The sequence below is a fragment of the Methylobacterium durans genome (genome assembly GCF_003173715.1).
Lineage (GTDB): Bacteria > Pseudomonadota > Alphaproteobacteria > Rhizobiales > Beijerinckiaceae > Methylobacterium > Methylobacterium durans.
The window spans coordinates 4,785,008-4,797,888 of sequence record NZ_CP029550.1 but is presented as its reverse complement, the minus strand read 5'-3'; the positions used below and the strand labels follow the sequence as shown (position 1 = coordinate 4,797,888).

The following is a 12,881-nucleotide window of genomic DNA, read 5'->3' as shown; positions in this document are numbered from 1 at the left end:
CACCGATCGCGTAGAGCATGAGGCCGGCTAGGAACTGATAGCGCAGTGGCCACTGCTCCAAGCCAACCGCATCGATGCACGAGAGGACGAACAGACCGGCCGCACAGACGACAGATCCAGCGAGAAGCGCGGCCAACCCGCCTGCAGCCTTCAGCAGCCCGCGTCTGCTCACTTGAACGCCCACACCGGCACGCCTTCGCCGCAGCCGGGCACGTGCCGCCGGTACGTGGTCTGCGTGTGCTGGATCTGGTCTGCAGTGACACTCTGACAAGTCACTGCTGCCCTTTGATGGCGCCATTCCCCGGGCTATCAGGCATGTTCGCAGTCTGGCCCAATAAAATCAATGACTTAGTAGGCCATAGGTTCATAGCAGCCTCTAGAACTTCTCCTGGTGCGGAGGGGAAGCGGCGAGGTTCGGTCGTCGCCTGAGTGAAGGGGAGGCACACATGGCCGATCGCGAACGTGCCTGTGGGGCAGGTCTCCTCAGAACGCCGCGATGCCGCAGGCTGAGCCTTGGGGAGGGGATAACAAAAGCTGCCACTGGTGGTGTAGCCGCTAGGGCAGGGCTGAGTATTAACCCGGGGGATGGGGACCGCCTCAGCGAAGGCGGGGCCGGGCAGGAGGAGAACGGCGAAAGTGGCGAGGCAGCGCATCCCTTGAACATGAAGCGCCCGGCGGGAGGTTTCAGGGGCGCTCCCCTGATGCGCCAAGGATTACTCCCAAGTTGGGAAGCCTCGCCGTCCTTCCGCTACCAGCGCCGCCGGGGCTCCGGTGCTGTGTACGGAGCTGCCGGCTCACCACCTGCTGTGTCAGCCTTCGACTTGCTCAGTGCCCTTCAGCCTGATTGCTTTCGCAGTTCGCACGATGTGTGAGGTAGACGGTGACTGCGAGGGCGCACAGGCAGCCGCCGAACGGCAACGCGGTGGCCGGCGGCAGGAAGCCGCTCTGGCATAAGAGCGTCAGAGCGGCTGTGCCAGCAGCTACGCTGTCCGCTAGAAGAAGCACCATCGCTGCTCGGCTCCACATGAGATCTCGCGGGCTGCTCCCGCGGGAAGCAAGTGCGCCTGATGTCCGGTTAAGAAGCTCTTAACACCCTATGCGCCGCCGGCTTCCTGGGGCGGGAACTATCAACCCTTGGCGCACGCGCAGTGAGCCTGCTGCCCTGCCTCGCTGACCTCACCCGCCATTCCGCTAAGCGGCATGACCTTACGACACAGCTTTCCTCGCCCCTCCCCAAAGAAGAGGAGCTGAGGCTCCTCTCATTAGATCGACAGTATGTCGTGATAATCAATTTTCATGTTGGCCCCGAGGTTGGCGATGACTTGCGGCGCTGCACTTCCGCTCCCATCGGGATCGTAGAGCAGATCGCCGCTCGTCTTGTTGTAGATGACGCGGTCGTTGGCATCGTGTGCCTTGCTGCCGATCCAGAATGCGTCAGGCGATAGCTCCCCTTGGGCTAATTTGAAGACAGCGTGGTCGAGCCCGATGTGGTCGGTCCCGTGCTTGAAATCGGTGATCGTGTCGCTGTTCTTCCTCCCGTACTCCTGGAAGACGAACGTGTCCGCTCCACCGAGGCCCGTGAGCTTATCGTGGCCACCGAGGCCCTTGATGATATCGTCGCCGGCAGTGCCCTTGAGGCGATTGTCGCTGGCATCGCCGGAGACCATTTTCTGCGCCGGCAGCGGGTCAGGCTGTACCGGTGGCGTCGTGAGCGGCGGGGCTGGCACTGGCGGCTGGACCGCGCCGAGGGCGTCGTCGTGCATCACCTGTCCCGGGCGGACACCCTCCGTATCGACGCCATTCAGGTCGAGATGGGCGACGTAGCTGCTGATGCCGTACTTGTCGTCCAAGGCGTGCACATCGGCGACCTTCTGCGCGCCGGTGACGTACTCGATGCTGATGACGTCCTTGCCGGCGTCGATTGCCTTCTGCAGGAGGCCCATGCTGTAGCTGGTCTCGGCTGCAGGCTGCTTCTGGCCGCCGTCGGTGTAGAACAGGTTCTCCTTGAACATGCCGTCGATCGTGCCGAGGTATCCGGAATGGGTCAGAAGCTCCTCAGCATTGTTGACCCACACCTTGAAGCCGGGGTGCTTCGCCTCAGCATAGTCACCTAGATACTTGATAAGATCGACCATCGCCTGCTCGGCGCCGGCCGCTCCGCCCGGCGCGTGGCTCTTGGCCCAAGCTGTCTGGTACTCATCGACGACGTCGAAGTAGACGCCGTCGTAGCCGGCAGCCAGCATCCGGTCGATGTAGGCCGTGGCGACCGCCTTCCACTCGGGCGTCCAGAAGGCGACCTCGTAGTTGCCCTTCCACTGCGGATTCTCAGGCCCCAAGGCCGCGGCCGGAATGGTCTTGAAGTAATCCCGGTAGGTCTCGGCCTCGCCGATGCTGAAATAGCCGAGGAGCAGCGCGCTGCCCGGCCCGCCGCCCATCTGCTTGACCTCCGCGGGTGTGAACGTCTGGCCGGCGTCGTTGTAGATGTCGATGACCTTCACGTCGAACGGCGCCGCCGCGATCTGCGAAGGTGTGACACCCTGCAGGACGTACATTCCTGTCTTCGGCATGGCTCATCCTTGTAGGAAGGGACTCGCGTGAGGGCGAGGCGAAGCTAAAAGTCTGCACTCTCAGGAGTGAGAACTTCCTATCTTTGGTGCGCTCTTAGTGTATTGGCCGTATAGGCTCATACTATGCTCTGAAATCACGCATGAAATCTTCACTGCATAGTGATTTTCTACGTGCCTTACATAAGTTAAATCGGCCGAAAACGTGGCACGGAGAAAAAGGGCGGCGCTCCGTACGATTACGTACAATTGCGGATGCGTGGCTGGGAGATGTTCCCGTGTGTCTCAGAGGTAGATGTCTTGAGCAGATCTGTTCGAGGATAAGAGTTATGAAGCGCCACTAATCTGTGTAAGCTGCTTTGCGGAACATGCTGTCATGTATTGGAGATGACGGTAGATGGGACGCCAGCGCTGATTGGCGCGGGCTTCTACCTGGATCGACGCAAGGTCTCATCCGCCCCCGTTGAGGTGGTGCGGCCTTTGGTATGGCTTTTCAGCCTTCGCACTCAGGCCCTTCTGGAACGGTCATGCGTCTCCCGCATGCTCAAGCCTGTCCGTTGAGGTATACCCCAACGGATAGGACAGGAGTCCGGCACGCAAAGAAAACCCGCCGCGGAAGGGGGGACCGGGCGGGCTGAGGCTCATGGAGTTAAGAAGCCCGGCTGGCTGTGGAACCGACCGAACGCCCTCTTGCTAGCACGGCCAGGTCCGACGCCGCCATTATTCTTTTGTGGAGTGCGGATTAAACACCGCCGCTGTTCGTGGATGCGAGGCTGACATCGGGCGTGGCTGGCGCAATCCGTAAAGTTTTCGGAGCGTGATGGCGCGGATCTTAAATGGGCTTGGCCTATCAGGCTCGCTCCTTCCAAGGAGGTGTGGGATGAAGTCGGTTCAGCGGTTCATCAAGGACGAGAGCGGCGCCACGGCCATTGAGTACGGCATGATTGCCGCCCTCATCGCGGTGGTCATTATCGGCGCGCTGAAGACGATCGGCAGCAAGCTCAACACCGCCTTCACGGGCATCTCGGATCAGCTGAACTGATCGAGCGGCCGGCGCCGATTTCGTGCGCTCGCGACCGTGGACAGGCTCGGCTCGCAGGCGCACGCTAGCGGCATACACGCGGCCGTCCCCCTTCAATGCCCGCGAGTATAGAACCGTCCGCGCGCGCCCCGTGCGGGCGGTTTCTTCTATGCCTCGACTGGCGCGGTCTGCACGGCGCGGATCTGAGCTGTGAACCTGATGAGCTTCGTTGGTCCGGGCTCACGCATGGGCGCGAACCTTCTCGAACCGGGGTGCAAGCACTTGCTCGATCGGCAGACCCTTGCGGAGCCGATGGGCGATGGTGTTCTCAGCGATGCCGAGGCGTTCGGCCCACTGCGCGACCGTCAGGGACTTGCCGTTTGCATCGGTGATCAGCCGTCCGACGCGACCACGAAGATGCCCACGGTTCTCGCCCTTGGTGTCGGCATCAGCCTCGGCAATGTGCTTGATCGCGAGGGTGCGCACCTGTGACGGTTCGAGGTCGGCGAAGGCGCACACCTCATGGAAATCTTGGCTTGGGGTGGTGAGCCAATGCCGCGCGTCGCTACGCTCAAGCACGGTCTCGCGGCGCATGCCGGTGGTAGCGGCGTCGGCAAAGGCCTGGGAGATTACGGCACGCCAGAGGGACAGGTCGTCGTTAGACATTGTTCTCTTGGGCCTGCTTCGCCGGTTGTGGAAGGGATTGGCGCACAGTGACGGCCGGTTCTTGCGGCCCCAGAAACGCTTGAGGGCCGCGCGGCGCTCATCCTCAGTGCGGGCCTGCGCGGGGCGATGTGGACCACGACGTTCGGGGGTGCGCCGCAGCGGACGCGCGCGAGACTGGAGTAAGCCGTGGCAACACCGATTGCACTGCCACATGTCACGGCGCCAGCTTCATCATCGACGCATGTGGGGGAACTAAGCGAGGGCTGGGGCAGCTTCGGCTGCCCTTAGCCGCCTCTGGCTCATCGCCGGTCTTTGACAGCGATCGCCCTCCTCTTGGAGGCACGGTTCCGTAAAGCGACCCTTACGCGAAGGGGCGCGAGCGCATCATGCGAATTCCGCGACCTCGTGTGGGGAGCCGCCAACCGTACTTTTTGAAGCCGGCCGGGAATAATCGGGACGTGAGGGCGGTCTGGATCGCGAGTAGGATGCCGGCAGCAGGGTGTTGGCAGTCCTGGAGCATCGCGGAGCCTGCCGATGTCCACGCGCCGAGATCGACGCCTACCTCATCGAAGGTGCCGACCTGCTCCGCCGGGCAGAGGAATGCACGAGCCGCCTCCACAAGGCCGGCGCCTGCGAGGGGCACCGGCTGATGGCGGCAACGACCCTGATGGCGATGGAGCGCCTCCAATTTCGGATGACGGTCTACCGTGACAGCTTAGCGGCTGAGACGGCGCTTCCGCCCGCGACCGCCCCCGCTCCTGTTCCAGATAAGCGGCGCTGGTGGCCCATCCTGACCCGTAGGCGTGGCCACAGGCCCGCCTATCCCTAAGCGGCAGCAAGGCCCAGCATCATCCGCATGCCCGCTAGGCGCGGATCGCGCTTGGGCATGCCGACTGTCTCCATGGCTCAGTGGCTGTCGCGCCAGATGGCAGCCGCGTCCTGGAACGCGGCCCATCCTTGGGTGAGCGCCTCCTGCTCGCTTGCCAGCGAGTAGCAGGATTGCCGCACGACGTGGTCGCGATCCCAGATGATCCAGCGGTAGCGGCTGGGGTCCTTCGTGCAGGGCTCCACCTGCAGGCTGAGGGGAGCCGACCGTTCGGCCGTCATCATCATCCTCTCCTACTTGGCTGCTTCCTTGTCGTCGGCGCAGGGCAGGTCAGGAAATGGCATCCAGTCGGTGAAGGCGTCGGTGGGGTAGCTGTGCCGGCAGGAGGCGACGTGCCAAGGGCGGGCGTCGCCGAAGCGCTCTGGGTCCCAGCGGATCACGGCACGCGTGTCTGGCTCGTGCCGGTTGATGGCGATGATCCACCGGCCGTCCTGCGGGGCCCGATCCATGGACCGCCAGTTGTCCATGACACGCTCCTGCCCTGGCGTGCTCGACCATCAGGAACGCTCAAAGGCCTGAAACGTTTCGGCTTTCCTCAGGCGCATCGCTGCTGATGAGTCTCGTGCGGGGCGCCGACGAGGGTTGCTGTCCCATGGCCCGCGTCGCCAAACTCATCGTCACGCCGAAGGGGCTTTGTCGCGTGTCGCTCGCGACCTCGAGGCCGCCTCGATCAACCCAGATCCCGTGCCGGCATGAGCCGCAGCTTCATGCCCTCGCCCGGCTCATCGAGAGCACTTGCCCTCCGCCGTCTGGCCGGGGCATGCCGGGCGAGCTCCGCACCGCTATGAAGCGTCTGCGCGCGCACCACGTGGGTCAGGAGTAGGTCATCACAGCGCCAATTGGATATTACGGAGTTCCATCGATGCCTCATGTCGGATCGAAGAACCGCTGCACGGGTTGATGTGACGTCGATTAACATTATCGACGTAAGGGACAGTTGCGATGTCGACGGCATTCGGGATTGCAGCCGGAGAGGCTGAGAGCTTCGCGCACGCTGCCCGAGCCGCGATCGACGCACGTCTCAGCCTTTTGCCGGACGATGAACTGAGGGACTACTGGACGATCGTCGCGAAGCTGTGTGCGCGCGGTGTCGAGCAAACCGCGACAACACTCATCGATGCCGTCGTCGGGCCTGAACCGGACGCGTGATCTCAGCGTGACAGTGTGGAGAGGCCGAGATGTCACCCGGCCCATCCACCCTCACCGTCGCAACTAGATGCGGCCAGCCGCCTGTGTGCGGCAGCGCCCGTGAGGGCTGATCCTACTTGGACGCGACCTGCTGCAGGTTCTCGGCCAGCTTGCTGGCGAACTCGTCGCCCTTGTAGATCTCCGAGACCGCCTGCTTCAGCTTCTGCTCGTCCTCAGGCTTGCCAAGCGCCTTTGCGTAAGCGGCCGCCGTGCCGAAGCCGGCCAAGCCGTAGTGCGACATGCGCTGGTACTGCGCGATGATCTCCACATCCCGCAGCTTGGGATCCTGCGCAGCCTCTTGGATGGCGTGCTTTCTCGCTTCGGTGACCAGCCCCTCCATGCCCTTGCAGTACTCCGGCTGGGTCTGACCACCGCACTGCTGGATCAACTCCTTGAGGATGCCGGTGTGCTTCTCGATGCCGCCGATCGAGTGCTCCAGCATCTGCTTCAGCTTCGGGTCGCTGGCGTGGCCGCTTAACTCCTTCACGGCCTTGGTCATCTGATCGTTGGCTGACCAGAGGTCCTTCATTTCATCGAGGTACACGTCCTTGAGGCTGCTCGGTGCGGGCATGCGGTTCCTCCATCTTTATGCCTGATCAACCGCAGCAGGATCGGAAGGTTCTGGCTGGCGGCGCTCTCCTCGGCGAAGCGCCCTACGCTTGTAAGAGCCTCTGCCGCACCAATGCGTCTTGCGCATGCCCCAGCTTGTCCGCTGGGGCATACCGCAGCGGACAGCGAGACGACGGCCGGAAAGCGTGTCCGTTAGGGCCGCTTCAAGTCTTCAGCGAAGCGCGCCTTCGGACAACACCTCTGCGGACGAGCGTCGGCCCGGTGTGGAGTGGTCCCTCGCCCACGTCTTGATCGCGGAGCAGAGCTTGGCTGGCAGCGAACTTCCGCCTCCCGAATCCGGGCAACCCTTCGGCCGTAGGATCCCGAGTGGGTGTTCAGCGAAGAAGCAGGTGCCGCAATGCGCTGCGAGCTCGGTGGCTGGCGTGGGCAGCGCCAAGCCTACCACCAAGACTCGGCATTCCGCCTTTCCGATGTCGGTGATCGACCAAGCCGTCTTCAACGTGCACAGCCGAAGCGGGAGCGCGGCGGGTTGAGCGGTCAGCGGCACCTCACGGCACCGCGTGCTATTCTGTGAGCCGCTTCGTGCGAGGAGGCAGCGAGACCGAGCGCGCGGGCAGATCCCCCTCTAAGCCTTTGAGGTGACTGGTGGGCGCACTAGGGTTCGAACGTGAGACCCACTGAGGAAGCCTCGGCCGCTCTGAGCCGGTCGCTCACATCGGTGTGGCGTGGGCAATCTCGCCGCTGCACTGCTGCCTCCAACTTAGGGGCGCGTTCGTCACCGTGGAGATCCCCTGCCCCTCTGGCAGCGTACCTGCCACCGCTGCCCGAATCAGATCGGGAGCCAGAAACGCCAGGTTCAGCGTCATGCGAACGGAGCGCTCGCTGCAGCCCTCCTGCCGCGCAATCTCGGCCGTGTCCTGCACGCGGCCACACAGCAGGTCGTCCAGCCACAGGCGGGCCTTGGCAATACCCTCGACAAGCCGCGCCCGCGTCTCCGAACGCATCACCGTCACAGCCTCACCGCTGCTGCCTATCGGGATCACCTCACGTCGGCAGCGGCTCACCCTAGCAGACCATGGCACGATGAGGTCTTCGGGTGGTGGCTGATCTGGGGCGTCGGGCACACGCTGGAGGATCAGCCGATCTGGATGCACCTCGACGCGGCCGACACAGGCAGCTAAGCGCGCAGCATCGGAGGCTGCCGGCTCGCTGCCCTCCCCGGCCCCACGGATTGCGCTCAGCACTGCCTGCTCGAGTTCAGGCGCAGGCACCCGCGCGACCGTGCCGGCCTCCTCACGCCGGCCCTCCTCCAGCGCCCGCGAGACGTAGTAGCGATAGCGCACCGCGCCCTTCCTCGCACTGCTCGGTGTCATCCGGTTGCCCCGGTCATCGTAAAGCAAGCCCTTCAGCAGCGAGCCGGTGTTCGCCCGCCCTGCCCCAGCTGCCGGTGCCTTCGCCCAGAGCGCCGCCTGCACCGCCTCAAACAGCTCGCGCGGAACGATCGCCTCGTGCTCGCCCCGGTAGTGCTGACCCTTGTGCACCACCTCGCCGATATAGACGCGGTTGCGCAGCAGGTAGGCGAGCGGGCCCTTGCTGAAGGGGATGCCGCCGCGGTTCGTGCCGTCCCGGCGCCGCGACACCTTCGTCAGCACGCCGCGCTCGCGCAGGTCCGCTGCCAGTGCCGACAGGCAGCCGAACTCGAGATAGCCTGCGAAGATCCCCCTCACCTGCTCGGCCTCAGTTGGATCGATGACGAGTTTCTTGTCGCGCGCCGCGTAGCCGAGCGGCACGGGTCCGCCCATGCGCAGGCCCTTCCGCTTGGAGGCCGCGATCTTGTCGCGGATGCGCTCGGCCGTGACCTCCCGCTCGAACTGGGCAAACGACAACAGCACGTTGAGGGTCAGCCGGCCCATGCTGGTCGTGGTGTTGAAGGCCTGCGTCACCGAGACGAACGAGACGCCGTGCTGGTCGAACAGCTCGACGAGCTTGGCAAAGTCCGACAGCGCCCGGGTGAGCCGGTCGACCTTGTAGACCACGATCACGTCGATCCGGCCGGCCTGCACCTCGGCCAGCAGCCGCTGCAGGGCCGGCCGCTGCAAGCTGCCGCCGGAGTAGCCGCCGTCGTCGTAAGCCTCGGGCAGGAGCCGCCAGCCCTCGTGCGCCTGGCTCTTGATGTAGGCTTCGGCCGCCTCGCGCTGGTTGTCGAGCGAGTTGAACGCCTGCTCGAGCCCCTGCTCGGTGGACTTACGGGTGTAGATCGCGCAGCGCAGGAGCTTGGGAGTAGGTGCGCTCTTCATCACCGCCCTCCCCCACTGCTCATGGCAGGCTTGTCGCGCAGGCCGAAGAAGCGGGGTCCGTTCCAGCGGGTGCCGGTGATCGCGCGGGCCACCTCGGATAGGCTGGTGTAGGTGCGGTCCTGCCAGGCGAAGCCATCGGCGAGCACCGTGACGGTGTGCATCTGACCGGCGTGCTCGCGCGCCAGCAGCGTGCCGGGCTTGAGTCCTGGGCTGGGCGCAGGCGGGATGGGAGGCGCTGCCTTGGACCTTTTGCCTCTCGCCTCGGCAGCGCGTCGGCGCAGCCGCTCGCGGGCGAGGCGATCGAGCAGGCGGGCTGTGTCGCGATCGAGGTCGCCGAGAGCCTTGGCCTGCAGCCGGTAGGCGAGCAGCCGCAGCAGCAGGGCACGGGAGAGTTGCGGCGGAGGCGCGCTGCGCAGCCCCTGCCGCCAACGGCTGCGCAAGGCAGCGAGGTCGAGAGCGCCGAGGGTGGCGATCTCTCGGTCGAGATCTGATTCGGCGTGCGCAAGAGCGCTGCCGGCTGCAGAGGACATCGGCATGTGCACCTTCGGCTCAGGCCGCTGTGTTGTCAGCTGCGGCGGCAGCCGCGGGCTGGCTGCCCACCCGGTAGGTGCTCTGGCCCACGGCGGTGGTGCGCGTCAGGCCGTAGCCGCGCTTGCGCAAGCCGGTGAGAGCGGCCCGTGTGGAGTGCGGCAGCCATCCGGTGGCGACGATCAGATCCTCCAGCGTGGCGCCCTGGTCCCTCCGCAGCAGGCTCAGCACCTGGGCCAGCTTGCTGCCTGACCGCGGCTCCGCGATGTGATCGGCTGCTTGATCGCCGCTCTCCAGCGAATCAGCTGGCGCTGCAGCTTCGGTGCCGAGCTCGGCCAACCCGGCTGAGGTGATTCGCAAGCCGGCCGGGCCGCTCGCGATCGCTCCCCAGCTTGGCTGATCCGCTGTCACCTCCACCTGCGTGACGAGGTCAGCGCGAATCAGCTTGGCGACGAGCGCTCTAGCTGCTCGATTGCTGATCCCATCCGGGCAGGTCAGCAGCAGGTCCTCGCGTTCGGCTGCGGCACGGAGGAGGCTGAGGTGTGTCTCGCTGAGGGGCATGGTTCGTCCTGCGGTGATTCGGGCAGCTTGTGCTGCCACCACCGCAACCCTGCGGACCGGCGCAGGTCAGCAGGGGATCCGAGCGGCCTCCGGAGGCCTGCTCGGGACGAGAGCATGTCCGCTCCGTTCGCAGTAGAAGTCCAGTCGCGAATGCGGGCTGTGTAGAACGAGCTGATTCACCTCAGCGCGGCGAACGGCGTCTCTGCGGGCCAGCGAACCGGTCTCCTGGCAGCGCGGTGCGGCGATGCGGAAGCTGCTTCGAGAGCTCGCGAGAAAGGGCCTGCCAAGCGGCACCGGAAGGCCTATGCAGAGCGGCGGGAGAGTGGGCGCCAAAACAACCGAATTCCGCTAAGCGCCTGAGATCTCGATGATCTCTGGTGTGCTCGGAAACGGCGCGGTTCGCGTGGAGTGCGTGGTGGGCCCGGCAGGACTTGAACCTGCAACCAGACCGTTATGAGCGGCCGGCTCTAACCATTGAGCTACGGGCCCTGGCGAGAGGGCGCCCCGGGGTGCCCGGCGCGCCGGCCTCTGTAGCCGGAAGCGCGCGTCGCGTCATCTCCCCTGGGCGCCGGTTCAGGCCGGCTGCAGGGCCGTCTCGAACAGGAAGCCGTCCACGGCCGGGATCGTAACCGAGAGGCTCGACCCGTAGGCGGCCTTGCTCAGGCGCCAGGGGCGCTCGGGCCGGGCGCGTATCGCCTCGGAGGGGCGCAGGCGCCGGGCGATGCCGTCCTCATCCACCTCCTCGATCGTCAGGAAGCCGTAGACCTGCAGACGCGAGGCGGTGAGCTTGGTCTCGCGGTCGCCCGCCGCCACCGCGAGGCTGCTCGTGGCGTAGACCGCGTCCATCAGGGCGCGCTGGTCGCTGCGGCGCTTGGCTTGGCCCTCGCGCTGCAGGCCCGACGCGTGGGCCCCCGCCGCGCCGGCCGGCAGGCTGCGCCGGAAGGGCACGACATTGTCCATCGCCGTCGATACGCGACCCATACGCACTCACCCTCGTGCCTGACTGCAACAGGGCCGGGCGGTGGCACGCGTCGCTTCGCTGTCCCGGCGGTCGGGAGCATTCGACGAATCGGCTTAATCTTCGCTTAGCCCTGTCGGGGGCTGCTCCGGCGGAAACGTCCCGAAACGGGCCGCCCGCCGGGCGCGCGTCAGGCGAGCGCGACCGTGTAGGCGGCCTCGGTCCTGGCGCGGATCTCGTCCTCGGTGACGCCGTCCGCGAGCTCGATGAGCGTCATGCCGCCCTCGCCCTTCTTGTCGATCGTGAACACGCCGAGATCGGTGATCACGAGGTCGACGACGTGCGTGCCGGTGAGCGGCAGGTCGCAGGCCTTGAGGAGCTTCGCGCTCTCAGAGCCGTCCTTGTTCTTGGCAACGTGCTCCATCACCACGACGACGCGTTTGACGCCCGCCACGAGGTCCATGGCGCCGCCCATCCCCTTCACCATCTTGCCGGGGATCATCCAGTTGGCGAGATCCCCGTTCTCGGCCACCTGCATGGCGCCGAGGATCGACAGGTCGATGTGGCCGCCGCGGATCATCCCGAAGGAATCGGCCGAGGTGAAGTAGCTCGTCGTCGGCAGGGCCGTGATCGTCTGCTTGCCGGCGTTGATCAGGTCCGGGTCCTCCTCGCCCTCGTAGGGGAAGGGGCCCATGCCGAGCATGCCGTTCTCCGATTGCAGCTGCACCGACATGCCCTCGGGGATGAAGTTCGACACGAGCGTCGGGATGCCGATGCCGAGATTCACGTAGAAGCCGTCCTCAAGCTCGCGCGCGGCGCGCGCCGCCATCTGGTCGCGGGTCCAGGCCATGATGCGTCTCTCCTCCTAGAAGCGTCAGACCGCGCCGCCGCCGGCCGCAGCCTCGGCGGCGTCCGGGCGCTTGCGCGTGGTGCGCTGCTCGATGCGCTTCTCGCGGATCGGCACGTGGATGATGCGACCGACATAGATGCCGGGCGTGTGGATGTGGTCGGGGTCGATCGCGCCCGGCTCGACGAGGTGCTCGACCTGCGCCACCGTCACCGTGGCGGCGGTCGCCATCATCGGGTTGAAGTTGCGCGCCGTCATCCGGTAGGCGAGGTTCCCCTCGGTGTCGCCCCGGTGGGCGTGGACGAGGGCGAGGTCGGCGACGAGGCCGCGCTCCATCACGTAGTGCTCGCCGTCGAACTCGCGGACCTCCTTGCCCTCGGCGACCTTGGTGCCCACGCCGGTCTTCGTGAAGAAGGCCGGGATGCCGGCGCCCCCGGCGCGGATGCGCTCGGCGAGCGTGCCCTGCGGGTTGAACTCGATCTCGAGTTCGCCCGCCAGGAATTGCCGGGCGAATTCCTTGTTCTCACCGACGTAGGACGAGATCATCTTGGCGACCTGCCGGGTCTCCAGGAGCTTGCCGAGGCCGACGCCGTCGATGCCGGCATTGTTCGAGATCACGGTCAGACCCTTGACCCCGGAGGCGCGCACCGCGTCGATGAGCTCGTCGGGAATCCCGCAGAGGCCGAAGCCGCCGCACATCAGCGTCATCCCGTCGCGCAGGAGGTCGGCCAGCGCGGCCGTGGCGTCCGAATAGACCTTCTTCATCAAACCCGTCCTTCCCAGGCGTCGCCCCCG

Annotated in this window: 14 protein-coding genes and 1 tRNA gene; 3 read left to right on the top strand and 12 right to left on the bottom strand. The window is 65.6% G+C overall.

The features are described 5' to 3' along the window. Nucleotides 1–1,262: 1,262 nt before the first annotated feature. Complete coding sequence (locus DK389_RS22000; RefSeq protein WP_109892805.1) at nucleotides 1,263–2,567, bottom strand: endo alpha-1,4 polygalactosaminidase; 1,305 nt, start codon at nucleotides 2,565–2,567, stop codon at nucleotides 1,263–1,265. A gap of 877 nt (nucleotides 2,568–3,444) precedes the next feature. On the opposite strand from DK389_RS22000, the gene DK389_RS21995 reads away from it, so the two are divergent. Next, entirely contained in the window at nucleotides 3,445–3,606 is a 162-nt protein-coding gene (locus DK389_RS21995; protein WP_109892803.1) for a Flp family type IVb pilin, read from the top strand. 219 nt (nucleotides 3,607–3,825) lie between these two features. On the opposite strand, the gene DK389_RS21990 is transcribed toward DK389_RS21995, so the two are convergent. Then, on the bottom strand, nucleotides 3,826–4,251 hold the full coding sequence (locus tag DK389_RS21990; protein ID WP_109892801.1) for a hypothetical protein: 426 nt from the start codon (nucleotides 4,249–4,251) through the stop codon (nucleotides 3,826–3,828). Between the two features lie 499 nt (nucleotides 4,252–4,750). Here DK389_RS21990 and DK389_RS21985 point away from each other — a divergent pair, with 499 nt between their 5' ends. Further along, on the top strand, nucleotides 4,751–5,080 hold the full coding sequence (locus tag DK389_RS21985) for a hypothetical protein (RefSeq protein WP_109892799.1): 330 nt from the start codon (nucleotides 4,751–4,753) through the stop codon (nucleotides 5,078–5,080). A gap of 77 nt (nucleotides 5,081–5,157) precedes the next feature. Here DK389_RS21985 and DK389_RS21980 read toward each other — a convergent pair whose 3' ends face one another. Together DK389_RS21980 and DK389_RS21975 are read right to left on the bottom strand one after the other, a co-directional pair. Then, the gene (locus DK389_RS21980; protein ID WP_162560767.1) at nucleotides 5,158–5,358 is read right to left on the bottom strand and encodes a hypothetical protein; all 201 of its coding nucleotides are present in this window, start codon (nucleotides 5,356–5,358) and stop codon (nucleotides 5,158–5,160) included. Nucleotides 5,359–5,370: 12 nt separating this feature from the next. After that, the gene (locus tag DK389_RS21975) at nucleotides 5,371–5,604 is read right to left on the bottom strand and encodes a hypothetical protein (protein ID WP_109892795.1); all 234 of its coding nucleotides are present in this window, start codon (nucleotides 5,602–5,604) and stop codon (nucleotides 5,371–5,373) included. Nucleotides 5,605–6,079: 475 nt separating this feature from the next. On the opposite strand from DK389_RS21975, the gene DK389_RS21970 reads away from it, so the two are divergent. Next, nucleotides 6,080–6,286 (top strand): hypothetical protein, encoded by a 207-nt coding sequence (locus DK389_RS21970; protein ID WP_109892793.1) that lies wholly within the window; start codon nucleotides 6,080–6,082, stop codon nucleotides 6,284–6,286. A gap of 112 nt (nucleotides 6,287–6,398) precedes the next feature. Here the strand turns inward: DK389_RS21970 and DK389_RS21965 are convergent, their stop codons facing one another. The 8 genes from DK389_RS21965 to DK389_RS21930 all read right to left on the bottom strand — a co-directional run bounded on the left by DK389_RS21965 (nucleotide 6,399) and on the right by DK389_RS21930 (nucleotide 12,851). Continuing rightward, nucleotides 6,399–6,896: a YciE/YciF ferroxidase family protein gene (locus tag DK389_RS21965; RefSeq protein ID WP_109892791.1), complete on the bottom strand. Its 498-nt coding sequence runs from the start codon at nucleotides 6,894–6,896 to the stop codon at nucleotides 6,399–6,401. A 709-nt stretch (nucleotides 6,897–7,605) separates the two neighbouring features. Continuing rightward, entirely contained in the window at nucleotides 7,606–9,192 is a 1,587-nt protein-coding gene (locus DK389_RS21960; RefSeq protein WP_109892789.1) for a recombinase family protein, read from the bottom strand. Further along, nucleotides 9,192–9,722 (bottom strand): DUF2924 domain-containing protein, encoded by a 531-nt coding sequence (locus tag DK389_RS21955; protein ID WP_109896720.1) that lies wholly within the window; start codon nucleotides 9,720–9,722, stop codon nucleotides 9,192–9,194. The genes DK389_RS21960 and DK389_RS21955 overlap by 1 nt, the downstream gene beginning before the upstream one ends. Nucleotides 9,723–9,741: 19 nt before the next feature. Beyond that, nucleotides 9,742–10,281, bottom strand: coding sequence for a DUF3489 domain-containing protein (locus DK389_RS21950; protein ID WP_109892787.1), 540 nt, complete (start codon nucleotides 10,279–10,281; stop codon nucleotides 9,742–9,744). A 413-nt stretch (nucleotides 10,282–10,694) separates the two neighbouring features. Continuing rightward, a tRNA-Ile gene (locus tag DK389_RS21945) sits at nucleotides 10,695–10,770 on the bottom strand. 84 nt (nucleotides 10,771–10,854) lie between these two features. Continuing rightward, a complete protein-coding gene (locus tag DK389_RS21940) occupies nucleotides 10,855–11,262 on the bottom strand; it encodes a hypothetical protein (protein WP_109892785.1) in 408 nt (135 codons plus the stop codon). A 167-nt stretch (nucleotides 11,263–11,429) separates the two neighbouring features. Further along, nucleotides 11,430–12,089 (bottom strand): 3-oxoacid CoA-transferase subunit B, encoded by a 660-nt coding sequence (locus tag DK389_RS21935; RefSeq protein WP_109892783.1) that lies wholly within the window; start codon nucleotides 12,087–12,089, stop codon nucleotides 11,430–11,432. A gap of 24 nt (nucleotides 12,090–12,113) precedes the next feature. Further along, nucleotides 12,114–12,851, bottom strand: coding sequence for a CoA transferase subunit A (locus DK389_RS21930; RefSeq protein WP_109892781.1), 738 nt, complete (start codon nucleotides 12,849–12,851; stop codon nucleotides 12,114–12,116). Nucleotides 12,852–12,881 lie beyond the last annotated feature (30 nt).